The organism is Mycobacterium sp. TY814 (assembly GCF_030755175.1).
Taxonomy (GTDB): Bacteria; Actinomycetota; Actinomycetes; order Mycobacteriales; family Mycobacteriaceae; genus Mycobacterium.
The window spans coordinates 995,186-1,014,030 of sequence record NZ_JAUFRY010000002.1; the positions used below are offsets into that span (position 1 = coordinate 995,186).

Consider the following 18,845-nt stretch of genomic DNA (forward strand, 5'->3'; position numbering starts at 1 on the left):
CCATGGCAAGGCCCTACCCCCGCGAGTTCCGCGACGACGTCGTCCGGGTCGCTCGCAACCGCGATGACGGTGTAACGATCGAGCAGATCGCCACCGATTTCGGAGTGCACCCGATGACGCTGCAGAAATGGCTCCGTCAGGCCGACATCGACGAAGGCACCAAGCCCGGCAAGAGCGCCAGCGAGTCCGGTGAGCTGCGCGAAGCCCGACGGCGGATCAAACTGCTAGAGCAAGAGAACGAGGTGCTGCGCCGGGCCGCAGCGTATTTATCGCAGGCCAATCTGCCGGGAAAAGGGTCTACCCGCTCGTGAAAGAGCTCGCCGCCGACGGGATCCCCGTCGCGGTGACGTGCCGGGTACTCAAGCTCTCCCGCCAACCGTATTACCGCTGGCTGGCCGACCCCATCACCGAGGCCGAACTCATCGAGGCCTACCGCGCCAATGCGCTGTTCGACGCGCACGCAGACGATCCGGAGTTCGGCTACCGCTACCTCGTGGAGGAGGCGCGCGATGCCGGCGAGCCGATGGCCGAGCGCACCGCATGGCGGATCTGCTCGCAGAATCGACTGTGGAGCGTGTTTGGTAAGAAACGCGGCAAGAACGGCAAAGTCGGGCCGCCGGTGCACGACGATCTTGTCGAGCGTGACTTCACCGCTGAAGGGCCAAATCAGTTGTGGCTCAGTGACATCACTGAGCACCGCACCGGTGAGGGCAAGCTCTACCTCTGTGCGATTAAGGACGTGTTCTCCAACCGGATCGTCGGCTACAGCATCGACTCCCGAATGAAGTCACAACTGGCCATCCGGGCACTACACAGCGCGGTAGCCCGACGCGGAGATGTCGCGGGGTGCATTCTGCACTCGGATCGCGGATCTCAGTTCCGGTCAAGGAAATTCGTACACGCCTTGAATCAACACGAGATGGTCGGCTCTATGGGCCGTGTCGGAGCCGCCGGCGACAACGCCGCCATCGAGAGCTTCTTTAGCCTGCTGCAGAAGAACGTGCTCGACCGCCGCCGCTGGGACACCCGAGAACAACTCCGCATCGCGATCGTCACCTGGATCGAGCGCACCTACCACCGGCGCCGCCGCCAGTCCGGCCTCGGGCGGTTGACCCCGATCGAATTCGAAGCAATCATGACCACACCGGCCAGTCAGGCCGCGTGACCGAAACTGTCACCTGATCGTGCAGCAGACCCTCGTCCTCTAGCCTCACTTGTGCTTGTTGGTCTTTCTCGTGCTGATGTGCCGTGTCATGAATGGGTCCGTCGATGAAGATTGCGACGCTCATGCCGTCTGTGTGGTAGGCGAAGTCGGGCCTGACGTAGTAGCCGTCGACGATTTGTTGGACATCGTCTGGCAGTCGGTATCCGTGCTGGTCGAGCAACGTGAGAAACTGCCTCTCCAACTCGCTGTCGCATGCTCTCTTTAGTCGTTCGAGCTGTTCCGCTCGCTCTTCTCCACCGGCCCCGACGGCCACACCCGCCGCTGCGAGCCGCCGCAGTAGGTCTTTGACCGAATGCCGGTCGAGGTGCTGGTGATCCCACTGATTGCCGTAGGAGAGCAGGCAGTCGTAGCAGGCTTGGGCGCAATCTTCGATCGCATGTGGTGCGCGTTTAAGATCTTCACCTGAATCAGCGTCAAAATGCAGGATCTCAAGTGCTTTTCGTGCGACGACGCGCAACTGTCCATCCTCGGTGGCGAGGCGGCGCAACACGCCCGCCCCGCCCTCAGCGGCCTCAAAGAACAGTAACCGTGACCATGCGTGGTCGCCGGTGTTGCTGGGCAACGCCTCGACGGCGAGTTCGGAACCTTCCAATTGGTAGACCGCTTCGATGCCGCGCTTGAGTGCATACATTGCAGCCATTCGTTGATCCGCGGGGATCGATGGGTCCAGTTGCAGCAGAAGCGCATTGCGGTGATCCTCGACATGGGGTATCACCCTTTGATAGCGCGGGGCTTCGCCATGCACGTTCTTGGCGAGGTCTTCCTCTTTGCCCCAGCGCCCCTCGACCGTGTCCAACACGTAGCCGCGAACATCTTTGTTTTTGCGGCGGCGCAGGCCGACGTTCATGCGCCGGATCAGTGCGGTGTCGCCGTAGGTCATCGTGCCAAGCCCTACTTGGCCATCGGTGATGGTACTAGTGAGTTGTCCGGCTCGAACTCCATGCGGCACAAAGCGAATCGTCGTGACGATCTCGTGCCCCGCGCGCTGTCGTTCCTCCTCGTCTGCACTAATCCGATCCCGGCGGCGAGTCTTCACTGAGAGCAACCGCATCAGGTTGGCCATGGTGCTTTCCGGTGGAAACGGCGCATTGCAGTGTTGGCACAAATCAGGTTCGGTGGATTCGTGGAGATAGCCGCAAGACCCGCAGCGCTTGATCTCGGTGATATTGATGCCGGTGCCATCGTCGCGAGCGGGCAGGCTCACCCGATTCACCTCGTACCGTGCCCCCTCGTGGTAGATGAAGGCACCCGGGCCAAACTCGCTGATCGCCATGAATCTAGGTCGCTGGATGAAATCGCCTTCACCACCGCTGCGGGTGCGTCGCTCAGCGGGAATGAAGGCCGAAATCGGCAGCCTTGGGAACGAATAACCCGGCAGGAAACCTTCCGATGCGAAGTAGCGGTAGGTGTAGAAGTCGCCTTGCAGCACATCGTCGACTTGACCTTTGAGGAGGTCGAGAGCGGCGCGCGCTTCTGAGATTCGGCCGCGCGCGCGCTGTTTCGAGCTCTCGGACGCGCCGATCGTCTTCAGAATCTGATTTGCGCTGTCCAGTTCGTTCTGGGCTTCGTTGTAGAGCCCGCGCCAACGGTCCGTGGCGTGGTTGAACCGAGTTGGCGCCTGCTCGACGGTGTCAGCGATCCAGGTGTCTGTCCACCAGGGGGCGGACGTAACTTCTTTGGTGGCCATGAGGACGGCCGTGATGGCAGCGATGGCGGCCGCTCGGTTCGACGACGATTCGATCGTCGTGAGTACTTCTGGACGGAGCGGCTGCCCTGGCTGATCGATCTCGAGAAGGTCAACCATGCTGGCTTTCAAGTCCAATCCGCATTTGACTAGCCAGATGGAATGGGCGTGTGCTCGAACGAGATCCTGGTTACCAAGTTCGAGCCGCGGTGGCGCCACCGCGCCTGCGACCATGTCCTGGCTGCGGCGGAAGTAGTAGGCGTCGTGCGCGTTACCGGTGGCGCAATACGTCAGGGCGATTGCTGGTTGACCTGAACGCCCGGCACGTCCTGAACGCTGCGCATAGTTCGCTGGGGTGGGTGGAACATTGCGCATACCAACGACATTAAGGCTCTTGATGTCGACGCCGAGTTCCATGGTGGGGGAGCAGTACAGCACCGGAAGGCGGGCTTCGCTGAACTCCTCTTCCCGCTTTTGGCGTTTAGACGGTTCAACCTGAGCGGTGTGTTCACGGGCTTCCAAGCCGACGAGTGCTTTGGCGGTCTCGGCGTAAAGAGCGCGAAAATAGGGATTTACCCGGCCTTGCGTCACATTGCTGCGGATGGGGTCCGGTGCCCGATGTTCGCCGGTGCCAGGGTGCCAGGCGATGAGGTCGGCACGCAGTTGGTAGCCGGTTGAGCGTTTGGGAATCGGAACCCGCACCAGAATCCCCGCGCCGGCCATGACGTGCATCAGAGTAGCGATGATGACTTGGGCATCAGCCGTTTTGAGCGCATGCTGAAATGCGGGAAAGCGATTCGGCCGTCGTAGCCAGCGCCCGTATGCTCCTAACCCGGATACGTAGAGGTCGGCGCCGAGGCCGCCCACACCTTTCGGTCGACCGCCGGGGTAAGCGAGCCCGCTCTGTGTGCCGGCGTCGTCTGAAATGGCCCAGGGGTCCTTCAGCCACTCTCTGCTGGCACGCCTGACCGCATCGAACTTTTCGTCCGTAAGGAATTCAGTGTCGATGCATAGGTTTCTGCGGAGCTCATCCAGGAGCACATTCATTACCTCTTGGCGAGTCTTGGCGCTCGCGCTTGCAAGGGGTTCGCCGGAATCTGCCCACTTTTCGTCGTTGCCGGCGAGTTCGTCGACGCCGTCGTACGCAAGGCGCAGCTGCCCAGTCTGTTCCAGGTTCGGCATGGTGATGCGCCAACCGCGCTTGAGGTCGGCCCACAAGCGATAGGTGACGACATCGCGTAGTGCGCGAGCGATCTTCTTCCGGGGGATGTGTTCGTCGGCCGTTTCCTCATCACGGGCGAAGAACTTCAAGCTTTCTCCGCTCAGCGCTTTGACCACCTCAGGTCCGAGGTTCTCGTCGGTGAGCGGTTCTCCGGGGTTTTGCTTCTGGTAGTCGGAGGCGGCGCGGTAGAGGGCCGAGCGAATCATGCCGACGAGAACGAAGTCGTTGAAGTGACCGGCCTGCAGACTCGCGTCCTGACGATTATCGCTGAAGGCGAGAAACTTTCGGGCTTCATCGTCGAGACCGGAACCCGCTCTCAGGGCCCTGACGACCGACTGGGACAGTACTGTCACAGCACTGGCGCGGCCTTCTGTTCCAAGGCTTGCGACGCGGGAGAACTGCGACTGGCGGGTGCTCTCGTAGCTGGTCTTACACGAGGGACAGAATTCCAGACGCTCGAAAAATGCCACCGGTATGCCGTCGTCGGTGATCGTGCCATATTCGTCGACATGTAATGACCTGGGCAACTTGGGGATTCGGGCCTTATCTAGGACCTCTCCGCTTCCGCTCGCGACTACCCAATCCTCTGGAACCAATTCGAGCAGTGCGGGATCGTGAGGGTCCGGCCAGGGCGTATCGGCCAGGAGCAACAGTCCATCGGCCTCCGGGTGTTCGACCAGATCGGAATTGGGGATCCGCGGGCTGAAGTTCTCACCCCCGCGCTCTAGGTTGACGACCAGGTATTCCTGACCGCACTCCCGGCAGAACGCCAATGGAAACAGCGGTTGGCCAGAAGCGCGGTTAGGTGCGCTGCGCTGGTATTGCGTGGTGAGGAAGCGGGTGGCCGGCGGTTCGAGGGTGGTGTAGACCGTGTCGCCTTTACCGATGAATTGATGAAGCTTGAAGGCGAAAAGGGCACGGCCTTGCATGTCGCGCGCACGCGAGCCAGCGAGCAGCAGCTCCTGCAACTTCGCGCGGCATGTCGACTCGTCGACGCCTGTTTCGTCGTGCAGTTTCTTGGCGGCATCGCTGAGTTTGGATGGTGGGCGCCGAGCGAGATTGCCCTCGTCGTCCGTGTGCAGACCAAAGTGCTGCTCGGTCCAAACGGCCAGCTGATCCTTCTTCAGGTTTTCCCATTCTGCGGGGGTTTTATTGGTGAGCCGTTCCTTGAGCGCAATCGGATCAACCTCGCCGATTGTCGCGCGACGCAGTGTCTCCCCGACGATGTTCTGGGCGGGGATCTTGACGCCGAAGATCCTCGTAGCCAGTTCGGCAACCTGCTGACGCTGCTCGGCTTTGGTTCCAGGGCCTGCAAGAGTCGCACTGGTGCCGATGCATTGAACGGCTTTTGACGTCACCGCTCCACGCAACCGGCGGACGAGCATCGCGACGTCGGCGCCCTGGCGTCCGCGGTATGTGTGAAGCTCATCCAGAACCAAGAATGAGAGCGCTTCGGCGCTGTTGATGAGGCGCTTACGCTCGTTCGGGCGGGTGAGCATGAGCTCCAACATGACGTAGTTCGTCAGCAGGATGTCCGGGGGAGAGGCGAGTGTCCGTTCACGCTCTTCCCTGTTTTCCTGCCCCGTGTACCGGGCGAAGGTGACCTTCTGTTTCGTCGAGCCGAGGAACTTTTCGAGCTCGTTCCGCTGGCTGTTGGCCAAGGCGTTCATTGGGTAGACGATGATGGCTCGCACACCGTTGCCGGATCCGTCGCGCAGAACGCGGTCGACGATAGGCACTATGTAGGACATCGACTTTCCGGAGCCGGTCCCCGTCGTTAAGACGTATGACTCGCGCCTGTTTGCGATCTCGAAGGCGTCGGTTTGGTGGCGGTGAAAGGCGATCTCTCTGCCGGTCTGATCCTGATCCGTCCGTGCGCGGAAGATGTGGACTGCCTCAGCGTGTAGGACATCTTTCTCAACCAAATCACCAACAGTGCCTCCGGACTCGAACGCCGGGTTGAGGGCCAGCCAGGGTTCGGGCCAAAGGAGACCGCCGTCGATCTCCTGCTCGACCTTCGTGCGGATTTGCTCGTCTTTGATGTCGAGGAAGCCTTTGACAAAGCTCTCGTAGTCGTCCAGAACCTCGTCGAGGACACCGAACGCGTCCATCAGGCATACCCCCTTTCCGCGCGCCGCCACTATGGAACTTACGTGACCATACTTGCGGAGTACGACACACTCGCCGCAAATCCCGACCGTCGCGCGGCCTGTCGGGGCAAATTCTGCGGGGTAGCTGGAATTCGGACTCAGTGACGGGGGTTGCAGCGGCTGGCAGACGGCACTGAACCCAACAGCCCGAAACATCTGACCTAGCTATAGGATCCGATGCGAGACAGGCCCGAAGCATCACGAGACATGTTGGTGCCTGGCGCACCATTAGCTAGATGGTCTATTCATAGCAAATTCTTCTCATATAGATAGGGAGTTTCGTTTCTTGGCTCCCGCGGCCGCGAGCTGGTGTTGCGGATTCGGACTTTTGTGCTGTCGCCTTGTTATTTTGCGTTGGGCCTCCCGTGTGCCCGTATACCGTGGTAGACCTGTAGGCGATGGGAGGGACGATGGCTCTGGTTCGCGAATTCCAGGAAGTTGGCTCGGACAGAAACGGAGTCCATAAGCCGGTTCTTTGCGGCTGGCGGACGTTCCAGGCGGGCGGTGAGACGATCCTCCAACTGGACACCTACGGCTCCGATGAGCGTCAGATACCCAACAAAGTTTCACAGTCATTCCAGTTCGATCGAGAGGGTGCCGCGGTTCTGTCGAGGTTGATCCGCGATACGTTCGGCGATGTCTGAGACCGGGGACATCGCCGCCGCGGTTCGACTCGCCGATGCCGTCCTAGGCCGCCACCGAAGATGCCCGTGTCTTAAACCATGCGTGAGCTAAGCACTTTGAACGGCGTCGATAGGTGGAAGACTGTGCGCGAACAAGAGAACCACATGGCTGTGCCACCGCTACCTGGCCTTCGCTACTTGAGCATGCTCAGAGGTGCGTTCGACGAACCATGTCTGGGGGTTGTCAGCCGGCCTTCCGTCAGCGCGCACACATTGGTTTAATCGGTTGTCAGGGCGCTGATATCGGGGGTATGAAGTGGCCGCACGGTTGACCAAGGAGGACCGGCTCGAGCGCTTGCTGGATCAGACGAGCAAGCGTGTCGATGAGATACCCAAGGAGACAACTTCTCTCAGGCAAATGCCTTATAGCAGGCTCGGGGTGTTGATAAGGGCGGCCGGGTATGAACGAGCTTCAGACAGGTTCCTCGATCTGCTCGAAAAGCGTATGCGCGACAAGGGAATTGGTTTCTCTCCCGAGCTGACCGATCCGGCGAATAGTGTCAAGACCCGCATCTACTTTTTCGATGCGAAGCGTCCGGTCAAAGGCCTGCGCCCCACCTACGAGTTGTTCAAGGAGGAGAAGGACCTTTCGCGCTTCCTCTGGCTCAACAGAGATGTTCTTTCCTACATGAAGAAGAAGAACCTCAAGATCCTAAGTCGCGAAAAGCGCCTGTCGAATGGCGTGATCATTGATCTGGTTGCCGAGGACCGGAAGACGGGCGAGCTCGTCGGAATTGAGCTGAAGGCCGAAGAAGCTGACGACCGTGTGGTGGGACAGGCCGCAAAGTACATGCGCGCCCTTAAGCTGCAGGCAGACGCCGACGGCCGACCCGGTGCTCGGTTGCTAATCGTGACTGGGCAGCCTGACGACAATCTTGCTGAACTCGTCCAGGATGACGCTCAGAAGTTCGGAGTTCCTACGCAATGGTTGCTTTACCGCGTCCGTCTGGAACTGGCGGAGGCGTAGTGACCCGCCGATCGCCGCGCGCCGCCGAACTCGATGATGATCTGTTCGATCGAATCTGCGCCGTCGTACGGCGCAGCGACGAGATCACCACTCTCAGCATCAAGCGAGTCAATAGGGTTGCTGCGGTTGATCGTTCGGGGGTGTATGTCGAGACTGCAAGGTCGGACCGTCTCGGCACAGGGCCACAACTCGTCCCAGCCTGGATGATCGCCGTCGCATGGCAACACTTGCGCACTCATGGCGAGCTGACGCAAGACCAATTGTTGAATGATCTGAACGTTAAGCGCTCAGCTTTCGTCTGCGCACTTCTCGCTCAGTTCGATGACGTGAAGGTCGCCTCGACAGGCACAACGACGCTGAAACTTGTTCGAGGTCAATAGAACTCCCGCTTGCGATAGGTAGCCCACCAAGCTGCGGGCCGCCGCGCCAGGAATTAAGATGGCCGATGAACTCGATGGTCGGAACAGTTCATCGAGGCTGTTGATTCGGACAACTCGGTGGCACCGCGTTGGACGAGCAGATCCCGCCGCACTGGGAGCAGGCGCGGCGCCTGGTCGTATCGACTGCCTGCGATGCCGAACCCAAATTCGCCGTGTTGCGTTCTGCGGCAAGGGCGGAACAACAGAAATCGCGGTGGGCGGATACCGTGGCTGCTGACCGCGCGCGGCTGCTCGAGCCGACACCGAGCCTGGAACTCCATGAGCACCGCAGCGACCAGAGCTGTCCCGTCTGTGGCCTAGGGATTCTGGACGCGAACTGGGCCGTTGCCGCGCGCGCCGCTTTGGAGCAAGCGGAGAACGCCGCGCGGGACCTAACTGCGGCTCGTGCCGAGAGCCGGCAGGCCCAATCGGCGGTTGTCAATATGGCGCGAGCCGCGGTCCCCAGCTGCTGTCCTGTGCCGAGTTGCTCGGAAGGTGTCGGACACGCAGGACTCAGCAGCGACACTATCCGGCTAACCTTAAGCAAGGATGTTGGGGAGAAGCCGCGCCAACATTCGTCGCTGCACTGAAATGCTTTGTAACGCAGATGAGTTGCGGTTGAGAGTTAATCAGAATCTTCGCTGGGCTGCACTTTGCGCTTATCGACAGGCTCTCGCTCTGTTGATGTTTCCTTCAACTGAGCGCCGAACCGCAGAAGCTCGTGCCCGGCGGCCTCAAGCACGCGACCTGCAGTCGATTTTGCGCTGTCAAGTGTCGCAGTCGCCGCCTCAAGGAAGCTGGGGATATGGAAGTCCTCCCACGCCTCGACTTGGTGGCGGCGGGCTTTGGCGAAAAGGTCGAGTTCTTCACGGAGTGTGGCGCGGTGAGCGGCCAGCTGGCGAACCGCCAAAAATCGGAAGCCTTCCACGGCATCCGCCTTGGCGAAGCCATCCAGGACGCCTTTGGCGCGTCGGTAGATGTCGGCGTCTTCACGGAGGTGGTGCGCGATGAGCTCGCGCGCCTCGTCAATCGCTCGCAAAAGATGCTCTGGCTCGGTCGACTCGACGCGTGCCAGATGTAGGCGTTGCCATTTGTAAAGGGATTCCTCTGCAACAACCAGCAAGCTCAATGTCTCGCCAAGGCGATTGTCATCGATTGCGTCGCGCAATTTTTTGCTGCGCTCTTGCACCGCGAGATTGCGGTCGAATGATGCGAGGACGCGCCGTATATGGTCGCGTAGCTGCTCGACGGTGACGTTGAGCGTTGGTCCGAGGCTGGCAACGGAATCCCAGTAGGAATTGGGTAGCGAGCCGTAGCGCTCCAAAGAGTCGACCATTCGCGAAATGGTCAGGTTGCTGCCCAGTACATCACCCGCTCGGGTAGCCTTTGCCAGTTCGAGGACTGATTCAACCTTGCCCTGAACTCGACGAACGGCTTCTTCCACGTCCGCGATGGCCGCTTTCAGCGCCACCTGCACAGCGATTATCTGCGCGGACAGCATTACTTCCGGGCCGAGCTTTGCCTCTCTCCACTGGAGCTGTGCGAGAAAACGGCCGTCGTCGCCGCGGGTCATCATCCGATGGAAGCCGTCAGTTCCTGGAATCAGCTTGCCGTGCGCTAGCGCGTTCACACTGTCAGGATGCAGCTGAACATACTTGCCGGAGTTTCCGAGTATTGAGGCCGCTCCTGTGAGCAGGCCCGTCACATTGCCAAGCGACACGCTGTCTACCCCGGCCACTTGTGCGGCGCGACCCGCTGTCTCCCTCAACCGACTCAGGTACGACTCGACCGCCGCAGCATCGCCGCCAATCAGCAGTCCCTCGTCGTGATAGGACACCACGATCTCGCCACTATCGATCGCCGCCGGCAAGTTCGGCACGTCATCACCCATTTCGTCTCCCTAATCTTTGGGCAGTGTATGCAAGGCCACTGACATTTCGCAGCCACTCGTCGCAGGCGCGGAGCGCTGAGTATTACTGGGGACTATGCGAGGACTCCGACCTCGTTCTCGCGTACCACGAGTGTCATGGTCTGACCGGCAATGTCCTTAGCTCTGCACGCTGAGTGAACTTGAGGATGTCGGGAACCGCGTAGCGAACAGTGAGTTCTACGACGGGTTCACCACCTCGGCCGCGCTCTTGGCGCCAGAACTCGAACGGATAATCCGCAAGGGGAGTGAACACGTCGGGTCCTCTTTTGGGTGCATTTGGCACATGCGCGCTCCCCGTGTTGTAGGGCGCGAGGTCCACTTGGGGCGCATAAGCGGCGAGCAGCTCTCGGGTGTCAATCGACAGAATGAGGTGACGGCGGCCCCGGTACGCCCTTGCGTTGAGTAGCCGCTCCAACCGCTCTTCGGCCACCCAGAAGTAAACTCGTCCGTTTAGAGCATCGAGGAATGCCTGCCGAGACACGCCCTCCTTGAGGCACGCATCAAGAAACTTCAACGGCAACTGGTCTCGCACTGTGACGTCGTCAAAACCATCGCGGCGGAGGATGATCGACGAGCGCCGAACTTCTGACAGGATGGCATCCCGAACTCCTGCAGTCGGCTGAAAAAGGTCGACGATCGCCGCCGTGCTCAGAAGACTGTGACGCTGAATCGACGGCCAGGCGCCTTCTTCGGCCATGTGGTAGAGCGTCGGGTAGCGAGAGACGAATTCCTCGGGCGTCACCTGCACCAAATTACGCCCTCGTCCGCGCATATTTTCCCCTTGCATCGCGTTGAGGAGCACAGAATCCGACAGAAAATTGGGACAACGGGACGCCGCAGCATTCTCGGGCCTCGGCGTCGTTGTGGCGGGCTGCCGCCGTGACTACACGAATCCTTCGTCAACCAGGATCGCGCCCTGCGTGGTGACCACGTGTGCCTGGCCTGAACCGTCGACGACGCGACACCAACTCTTCACGTCGAGATGGTCCTGCATCAAAGTGATGTCGAAGCCCCCGTACATCCCGGGCACGGGGAACCAGATGCGCTGACCCGGAACCTCATGCATGATCTCGACTGGTGGGTATCGCAGGACACGTTGGGGGTCGCGGCGGTCAAAGAGCACGCCACAAATGCGGCTGTCGATGACTTCGGCGAGATGCCAGTTGAGCGCGCGGATTTGGTGTAGCGCCAAGAGGGAAGTCGGAGGCTTGAGATAGCGGGTGCGGAGAACCAGCGACTTTCGCTTTTGTGCGGCAATGTCTTTGGGATCATTCGCCTTGAGGTCGCGTTCGCGCCGAATGTCGCAGGCGGTGCGTCCCCGAGCGTCGGTGAGCGACTTCAAGGCGCCACGTCGGATCAGTTCTGCCGCGACCTCGTTGGGTGCGCCGTGCCAGGCCGCTTGGTGCAAAACGGTGAACCACCTGGTTCCGCCGGGGCGCCACCAGTTGACGTCTACTTTCTGTTCGTCGTCGTCGAGCAGCTCGAAGACCGTTGACCAGTCAGCCACTTTGGCCGCATTGGCGAGTTCATGACCCGCCGACACGGCATCGTCGAACAACAGGTCGGGGTCGAGTATCCCGCGCCACACGAAGGGTTCGTCGGTCGGTGCGTTTTCACGCTCGGTCATGACGTTACCTCCTGTCCCGCAGGGGTTGAGTATCTGCGAGGCTATGACAATGCGAGCCCCGGGTCTCCGTGCCCCGCCGAGCAAGACCGTCAATGCAACAGCACTTCCCGCGTCACCCTGGTTCTTCACACCCGTGACGGCATCCAAAGGTGATCGTCCCCGGCATCAGCACGGCTCACGCCGCATCGTGTATCCGTGGCGGCCCTTGTAATACCCTGAGCACACGCCGATTTGGTCGAATCCCACACTGCAGTACAGCGCGATGACTCTCCCGTTGTCGGTGTGAACCTCTAGATACACGACGCCGGCTTCGGCGAACGTCAGCAGCCCGCGAACAGTCGGCGGCCGATACCGAGGTCCGGTGTGAACGCCGAATCCACTCCGATGTTCGAAGAATTACACGCGCGGGAGACCTGTGAAACCCCAATCGCGCGATACCGGGATAACTGATCAGAGTGCCTGCCGTGCGGGCGCTCATAGACCAACTGTGCTCACTGGCCAGTTCGCGTTCGAACACCGCAGCCGACCACGGCGTCACCGTCTAACGGGCGTGAGTCCAACTCGGCGCATCTGTGACATCGGTGCGTGTCACTGCGCCGATGGCAACCGGCTTTGGGTGGCCGGTTCAGTTTGCGTTAGCCGGGGGTTGATATCCGGCGGGGCCAGATGGGACGCCCAATACGCAACTCGTCCACCCCCAACAAAGGACCTTGTCCTCTGGCCGCGCCCCCGCACTCGTCGGACACTCGGGAGTCAGCAATAGTCCCGCTCAGTAGTCGAAGGAGCAGGAAGGAATGGTCGAAGCCGACCCAGCCGTGGTCCGGCACCCCAGCGGAGCACTGGTGTCCACGCTGCCGCAAGCCTTCCAGGAGACGGCCGCCATCAAGCCGGACTCGATCGCCATCCGGACGGTCGGCGACGAAGTGGTCATCACCTGGCGTCAGTACGCCGACCGAGTCCGCAAGATCGCCGCCGGCCTTGCCGCCCTGGGGGTCGCACACGGTGACACGGTCGGGATCATGCTGCGCAACCGCCCGGAGTTCCACCTGGTCGACACCGCGGTCATGCATCTGGGCGCGATCCCGTTCTCGATCTACAACACCTCGGCGCCGGATCAGATCCGGTACCTGTTCAGCAACGCCGGGAACAAGGTCGTGGTCACCGAGAAAGAGTTTCTGCCCGCGGTGGAGGCGGCCGGGAGTCAACCCAATCACGTGATTGTCGTCGACGCTGACGTCGAGGGCTACCAGAGCCTTGAACAGCTCGAATCTCACGGAGCAGAAGCCGATCTCAACCCAGCCTGGCGCGCGGTCCGGCCCGACGACGTCGCCACGATCATCTACACCTCGGGCACCACCGGCCCACCCAAGGGGGTCGAGCTCACCCACGCCAACGTCATGGCCGAATTCTCGGCGATCGTCGACCTGGTCGGCTTGCTACCGACCGATCGGATCACCTCGTACCTGCCGCACGCGCACATCGCCGACCGAGTGACCGGGCACTACGCCAACATGGTTCTGGGAGTGCAGGTTACCGATGTCGCCGACCTCCACGCGATCGCGCCGGCGCTGCAGGATGCTCGCCCCACGGTGTGGCTGGGGGTGCCCCGAGTGTGGCAGAAGATCAAAGCCGGAATCGAAACGAAACTCGAGACCGAGGCCACCGGCCTCAAGCGCCGACTAGCGTTGTGGGCCATCGAAACCGGCGTGCACGCCGCCCGCCTGTCGTTGGCCGGCGAGCCGCTGCCCGCATCCCTTGCCATCCGCCGCAAGATCGCCGATCGCCTCGTGCTGGCCAAAGTGCGCGATGCGCTCGGGCTCGACCGGCTGCGGTGGGGAGTCACCGGTGCCGCCGCCATCCCGGTGGAGACAATCGAATTCTTCTGGGGGCTAGGCATTCCCGTCTACGAAGTGTGGGGGGAGTCGGAGTGCGTGGGCGGCGCGACCTCGAACCGGCCCGGTATGAACAGGGTCGGTTCGGTCGGGCCGGCGCTGAACGGCGTGGAGGTCTCGGTGGCCGACGACGGCGAACTGCTGATCCGCGGGCCGATCGTGATGCGAGGCTACCGCCATCAACCAGAGCAGACCGCGGAGGCAGTCGACGCCGACGGCTGGCTGCACACCGGTGACATCGGCACGATAGACGCAGGTTTCGTGACGATCGTCGATCGCAAGAAGGAGCTGCTGGTCAACGAATCTGGCAAGAATCTCTCCCCGACGAACATCGAGATGGCGATCCGTGCCGCCTCTCCGTTGATCGACCAGGTCGTGGCGTTCGGCGATGCGCGGCCCTACGTGACGGCACTCATCGTCCTCGATTCCGAAGCCGCCGCCGCGCAGGCCGCGGCGCTCGGCATGGCCGACGAGTCGGTGGCCGCATTCGCCCAGCATCCCGACGCGCGCGAAATGCTCACCGCCGCAGTCCTCGACGGGAATTCCAAGCTGTCCCGCGTCGAGCAGATCAAGCGATTCCTCATCCTCGGCACCTCGTGGGAGCCGGGCGGCGACGAGCTCACCCCGACGATGAAGCTCAAACGCAAGCCGATCGCAGAGAAATACGCGACGGAGGTTGACAAGCTCTACTCGGCGACGCCAGGCCCGGACGTCATCAGCCTCTCCGGCAGCAGCTGAACCCCGATGAACCGCACCTTGCGCGCGAATGCCGACGAGAGACCAGTGCAGCCATGAAGCGGTTGTCAGCCCTCGATGCGACGTTCTGGTTCGCTGATACGCACGAGTGTCCGCTGCACGTCGGGGGACTAATGATCTGCGACCCGTCCGATGCGGAGAATTTCAGCTTCGATCTGATGAAAGACCTGCTCGTACAACGCCTCCCGGAGCTTCCCATGCTGCGTCACCGGGTGAAGGGCGCGCCGCTGGGTCTGGACCGGCCGTGGTTGGTCGAGGACACCAAGCTCGACATCCACTATCACATGCGTCAGATCGCGGTGCCCGCACCCGGAGGACGCCGCGAGCTCGACGATCTGGTCGGCCGCCTGATGTCCTACCCGCTCGACCGCGACAGGCCGCTGTGGGAGATGTGGTTCATCGAGGGTGTCGAGAAAGGGCGGGTCGCGATATTGACCAAGATGCATCACGCACTGATCGACGGGGTGTCCGGCGCCGGGCTGACCGAGATCATGCTCGACGTCACGCCTGAACCGCGACCGCCCGCCGTCGTAGCCGGCGCATCATCGACGTCGGGCATGCCCCGATTCGAGCGGCGCATGTTCGGCGCGATCGTCAACGTCGCGATCATGACGCCCTACCGCGTGCTGCGGATTATTCAGCAAACGCTGTTTCAACAGTTGGCGGTGCGCGGGCTGCCCAACAAACCGCCGCGATTCTTCCAAGCTCCCACGACGCGTTTCAATGCCGAACTCACCCCCGAGCGGCGGGTCGCCACGTGCAGTCTGCCCCTGGACCGGCTCGAGGCGGTCAAGCGAGCCCATCTTGTGAAGCTCAACGATGTTGTGCTCGCACTGGTTTCGGGAGCAATGCGCCGTTACCTGCAAGACCGTGGCGAGCTGCCCGAGCGGCCGTTGGTGGCTCAGGTCCCGATATCCACCCACCACAACGGCGCCGAAGTCGGCAACCAGATCATCTCCACGACGATCAGCTTGGCCACCGACGTGGTCGAACCGGCCGAACGACTGAAGAAAATTTTCGCCAATTCCCAAGGCGCCAAGGAAATGACCAAGACGCTGACCGCTCATCAGAGCTTGGGGCTGACCGACACGACACCGCCTGGGTTGGTGGGACTGGCGATCCGCGCCTACACCGCAAGCCATCTCGGCGGGCACGTCGCCCCGATCAACCTGGTCATCTCCAACGTTGCGGGCCCTGACCACCCGATCTATCTGGCGGGCGCGGTCGTCGAGCGGCTGGTGCCGGTAGGACCGCTGATGCTGGACGTGGGGTTGAACATCAGCTGTTTCAGCTATCACCGATTGATCAATTTCGGTTTCGTCACAACACCCGAGATCGCCGACGACATCGACAAACTTGCCGACGGCATGGAGCCGGCCCTGCAGGAGTTGGAAGAGGCTGCGGGCCTTCACACGGTGAACTGATCAACAACGATGAGCCAACCTGAGATTGCGGCCGGTGAGGCCGTGGCGACCGTCGAAAGAAGAGGCCTCAAGGGCGGCGCACTCGGTTTGCTCTCCAGCGTGATCGTCGGGTTGGCATCCACGGCGCCGGCGTACAGCCTGGCCGCGACATTGGGTCTGATCGTGGCCAGTGGCGGTGGGCAGCTCGCCGGTGTCAAAGCCCCTGGCGTCGTGCTCATGTCGTTTGTCCCGATGTACCTGATCGCGGTGGCCTGCCGGGAACTGAACGAAGCCGAACCGGACTGCGGCACCACGTTCGCGTGGGCGTCGCGGGCATTCGGGCCCGTCGCCGGATGGCTTGGCGGTTGGGCAATGATTGCCGCGGAAGTGATTGTGATGGCCAACCTGGTCGAGATCACCGGGGCGTACTCGTTCAGATTCGTCGGCGTCCTGGGCTGGCATTCGGTTGCGGACCTGGCCGACAACAGGATCTGGTCGACGGTCGGAGGCGTCTGCTGGATCGTGTTGATGACCTACGTCTGCTATCGCGGCATCGAGATCTCGGCCTCAGTGCTCTCCGCTCTGCTGTCGATCCAGATCCTGATGCTGATGGTGTTTTCGGTAGTGGCGCTGGTCAAGGTGTATACCGTTAGTGCCCAGGCGAATTCACTGCATCCGTCACTGTCGTGGTTCTGGCCGGACGGTCTTGATTTCGGGACTCAAATCGCCCCAGCGATTCTGCTGGCCATCTTCATGTACTGGGGCTGGGACACAGCTTTGGCGTGCAACGAGGAGTCCGAGGACCCCACCCGCACCCCGGGCCGGTCGGCAATCATCTCGACTTTCCTGCTGCTGGCGACCTACACCCTGGTGACCGTGTCGGCCGTCGCGTTCGCCGGCGTCGGGACGGCGGGCACCGGGCTGGGCAACCCACACAACTCCAAAGACGTCTTCGCATCCATCGGTCCGGAACTGTTCGGCGACGGCACACTCGGCACGATTGCACTGCTGTTGCTGGCGGCGTCGATCCTGACGTCTGCCGCCGCCTCGACGCAGGCGACGATCTTGCAGACCGCGCGCACCACCTTGTCGATGGCGAGGTACCAGGCGCTGCCCGACTCGTTCGCGAAGATCCACCATCGCTACCTCACGCCGACCACATCGACCATCGCGGTCGGCGCCGTGTCCATCCCGTGCTACGTCCTGTTCACTCTCGTCAGCACCAACCTGCTAACCGCGCTGGTCGGATCGGTCGGGTTGATGATCGCGTTCTACTACGGGCTCACCGGGTTTGCGTGTACGTGGTACTACCGCAAGACCCTCACCAGGTCGGTGCGGGACTTCGTGATCCGCGGCGTCGCCCCGCTGCTGGGCGGAGCGGTCTTGCTGATCGTGTTCGGCTACGGGCTCATCCAGTACGCCACGCCGGGTTGGCTGACCGACGACGACGGCAACGAGATCACATTCCTCGGGTTCGGCGCTGTCGCGGCGGTTGGTATCGGGGCGTTGGTGCTCGGACTGATCCTGATGGCGGTCTGGTGGGCGATAGCCCCAGCCTTCTTCCGGGGCCGCACCATGACGCGCGGCGGCAGCTGACGGAATTGTTCAGCGGTGCCCGACACCGCGGACCAGCTGGCCGCCAAGCACGACCACCGCAAACACCCCGCCAACAATCCCCGAAACCAACAGTGGCAGTTGCCCGTTCGACCCCCACAGCAGCCCCGCCCACAAACCCGCTACCAGTACTCCGAAACCGGTCCCGCCCTGGAACACCCCCTGCGCGCTGGCCTGATGCTCCGGCCCGACGAGCCCGGAGATCCAGGCCTTCCCGACCCCGTCGGTGCATCCGGTGAACAGTCCGTACGCCCCGATGAGCAGCCAAGCCGTCACCACGTCGGTGGTCAGTCCCAGCCCGATGTAGCCGATTGCGAAGAACGTCAGCCCGAAACCGAACAGCGCCGGCCTGCCAACCCGGTCGGCCAGTGCCCCGGCCGGGTAGCTGGCCAGCGCATACACCAGGTTGTACCCGACGTAGGCCAGAATCACCTCGACCACCGAGAAGCCGATCTCGTTGAGCCGCAACAACAACAGGGCGTCGGGGAAATTCACCACACTGAACGCGATGAGCAGCGCGGTCACCCGCCAATACGGCCGCGGCAAGCTGCGCACACCGGCCCACATGGACGGCCGTTGTGCTCGTGGCACGGGACGGCTGCGCTCCCGTACCAGGAACATGAGCGCCACGCTCAGGACGGCGGGCACGATCGCGACGTACAGCAGCGGCTTGATCTTGTGGTCGAGCAACTCGTAGCACGCCAGGCCCAGCAGCGGGCCGACGACAGCGCCCAAGGTGTCCATCGCGCGGTGGAAGCCAAACACGCGGCCGCGCAACGCCTCGTCCACCTGGTCAACCAGCAGGGCGTCCCGCGGCGCACCGCGGACACCCTTGCCGAGCCGGTCGACCACGCGACCCGCGAGCACACCCGGCCACGCCGTGGCCACGGCGATGATCACCTTTCCGAGTGCCGCCATCCCGTACCCGGTGGTGATCAGGGGACGACGCGAAAACCTGTCGCCCAGCGGGCCGGCCGCGAGTTTTGTCAGGGAGGCCGCACCTTCGGCCACGCCCTCGACGGCTCCCACCACAGACGGCGGAGCACCCAGCACGGCCGTGAGGTAGATCGGCAGCAGCGGATACAGCAGCTCACTCGCGCTGTCCTGCAGGAACGACACCGCCGAGAGCACCCGCACGTTACGAGTCAGCCAGCCGGGCCCCGAGCGGCTCGGTCGCACCATGTCTTCCTGGTCCACGGTGGTCAGCGTAGGCAACGACGTTGCCGTGGGCGCCATTGGACTTGTGGCCAGTTGTCACCGGAACGTTGTTCAA

Annotated in this window: 11 protein-coding genes and 1 pseudogene; 7 read left to right on the forward strand and 5 right to left on the reverse strand. The window is 62.1% G+C overall.

Annotated features, from left to right (window positions below):
• The first annotated feature begins 2 nt into the window (after positions 1–2).
• A protein-coding gene (locus tag QXH22_RS18025; RefSeq protein WP_142283724.1) for an IS3 family transposase occupies positions 3–1,165 on the forward strand; the annotation gives its coding sequence in 2 pieces (ribosomal slippage) (positions 3–287 and positions 290–1,165; 1,161 coding nt in all).
• On the opposite strand, the gene QXH22_RS18030 is transcribed toward QXH22_RS18025, so the two are convergent.
• The gene (locus tag QXH22_RS18030) at positions 1,134–6,242 is read right to left on the reverse strand and encodes a DEAD/DEAH box helicase (protein WP_306276530.1); all 5,109 of its coding nucleotides are present in this window, start codon (positions 6,240–6,242) and stop codon (positions 1,134–1,136) included. The genes QXH22_RS18025 and QXH22_RS18030 overlap by 32 nt on opposite strands.
• 449 nt (positions 6,243–6,691) lie before the next feature.
• On the opposite strand from QXH22_RS18030, the gene QXH22_RS18035 reads away from it, so the two are divergent.
• The 3 genes from QXH22_RS18035 (at position 6,692) to QXH22_RS18045 (ending at position 8,311) form a co-directional block, all read left to right on the forward strand.
• Entirely contained in the window at positions 6,692–6,925 is a 234-nt protein-coding gene (locus QXH22_RS18035; protein WP_306276531.1) for a hypothetical protein, read from the forward strand.
• 307 nt (positions 6,926–7,232) lie between these two features.
• A complete protein-coding gene (locus tag QXH22_RS18040; protein WP_306276532.1) occupies positions 7,233–7,931 on the forward strand; it encodes a hypothetical protein in 699 nt (232 codons plus the stop codon).
• A complete protein-coding gene (locus QXH22_RS18045) occupies positions 7,931–8,311 on the forward strand; it encodes a hypothetical protein (protein ID WP_306276533.1) in 381 nt (126 codons plus the stop codon). The genes QXH22_RS18040 and QXH22_RS18045 overlap by 1 nt, the downstream gene beginning before the upstream one ends.
• Before the next feature lie 664 nt (positions 8,312–8,975).
• Here the strand turns inward: QXH22_RS18045 and QXH22_RS18050 are convergent.
• The 3 genes from QXH22_RS18050 to QXH22_RS18060 all read right to left on the reverse strand — a co-directional run bounded on the left by QXH22_RS18050 (position 8,976) and on the right by QXH22_RS18060 (position 12,036).
• The gene (locus tag QXH22_RS18050; RefSeq protein ID WP_306276534.1) at positions 8,976–10,241 is read right to left on the reverse strand and encodes a hypothetical protein; all 1,266 of its coding nucleotides are present in this window, start codon (positions 10,239–10,241) and stop codon (positions 8,976–8,978) included.
• A 133-nt stretch (positions 10,242–10,374) separates the two neighbouring features.
• Positions 10,375–11,022 (reverse strand): hypothetical protein, encoded by a 648-nt coding sequence (locus QXH22_RS18055; protein ID WP_306276535.1) that lies wholly within the window; start codon positions 11,020–11,022, stop codon positions 10,375–10,377.
• A 141-nt stretch (positions 11,023–11,163) separates the two neighbouring features.
• A complete protein-coding gene (locus QXH22_RS18060; RefSeq protein ID WP_306276536.1) occupies positions 11,164–12,036 on the reverse strand; it encodes an ankyrin repeat domain-containing protein in 873 nt (290 codons plus the stop codon).
• Between the two features lie 665 nt (positions 12,037–12,701).
• On the opposite strand from QXH22_RS18060, the gene QXH22_RS18070 reads away from it, so the two are divergent.
• From QXH22_RS18070 to QXH22_RS18080, 3 genes and pseudogenes are all read left to right on the forward strand, one after another.
• Positions 12,702–14,537 (forward strand): long-chain fatty acid--CoA ligase, encoded by a 1,836-nt coding sequence (locus QXH22_RS18070; RefSeq protein ID WP_306276538.1) that lies wholly within the window; start codon positions 12,702–12,704, stop codon positions 14,535–14,537.
• 53 nt (positions 14,538–14,590) lie between these two features.
• A complete protein-coding gene (locus QXH22_RS18075; protein ID WP_306276539.1) occupies positions 14,591–15,979 on the forward strand; it encodes a wax ester/triacylglycerol synthase family O-acyltransferase in 1,389 nt (462 codons plus the stop codon).
• A 9-nt stretch (positions 15,980–15,988) separates the two neighbouring features.
• Positions 15,989–17,542: pseudogene (locus QXH22_RS18080) on the forward strand (APC family permease); the annotation flags it as partial.
• A 21-nt stretch (positions 17,543–17,563) separates the two neighbouring features.
• Here the strand turns inward: QXH22_RS18080 and QXH22_RS18085 are convergent.
• Positions 17,564–18,754 carry an MFS transporter gene (locus QXH22_RS18085; RefSeq protein ID WP_306276912.1) on the reverse strand — a complete coding sequence of 397 codons (1,191 nt, stop codon included), beginning with the start codon at positions 18,752–18,754 and terminating at the stop codon, positions 17,564–17,566.
• Positions 18,755–18,845: the final 91 nt, after the last annotated feature.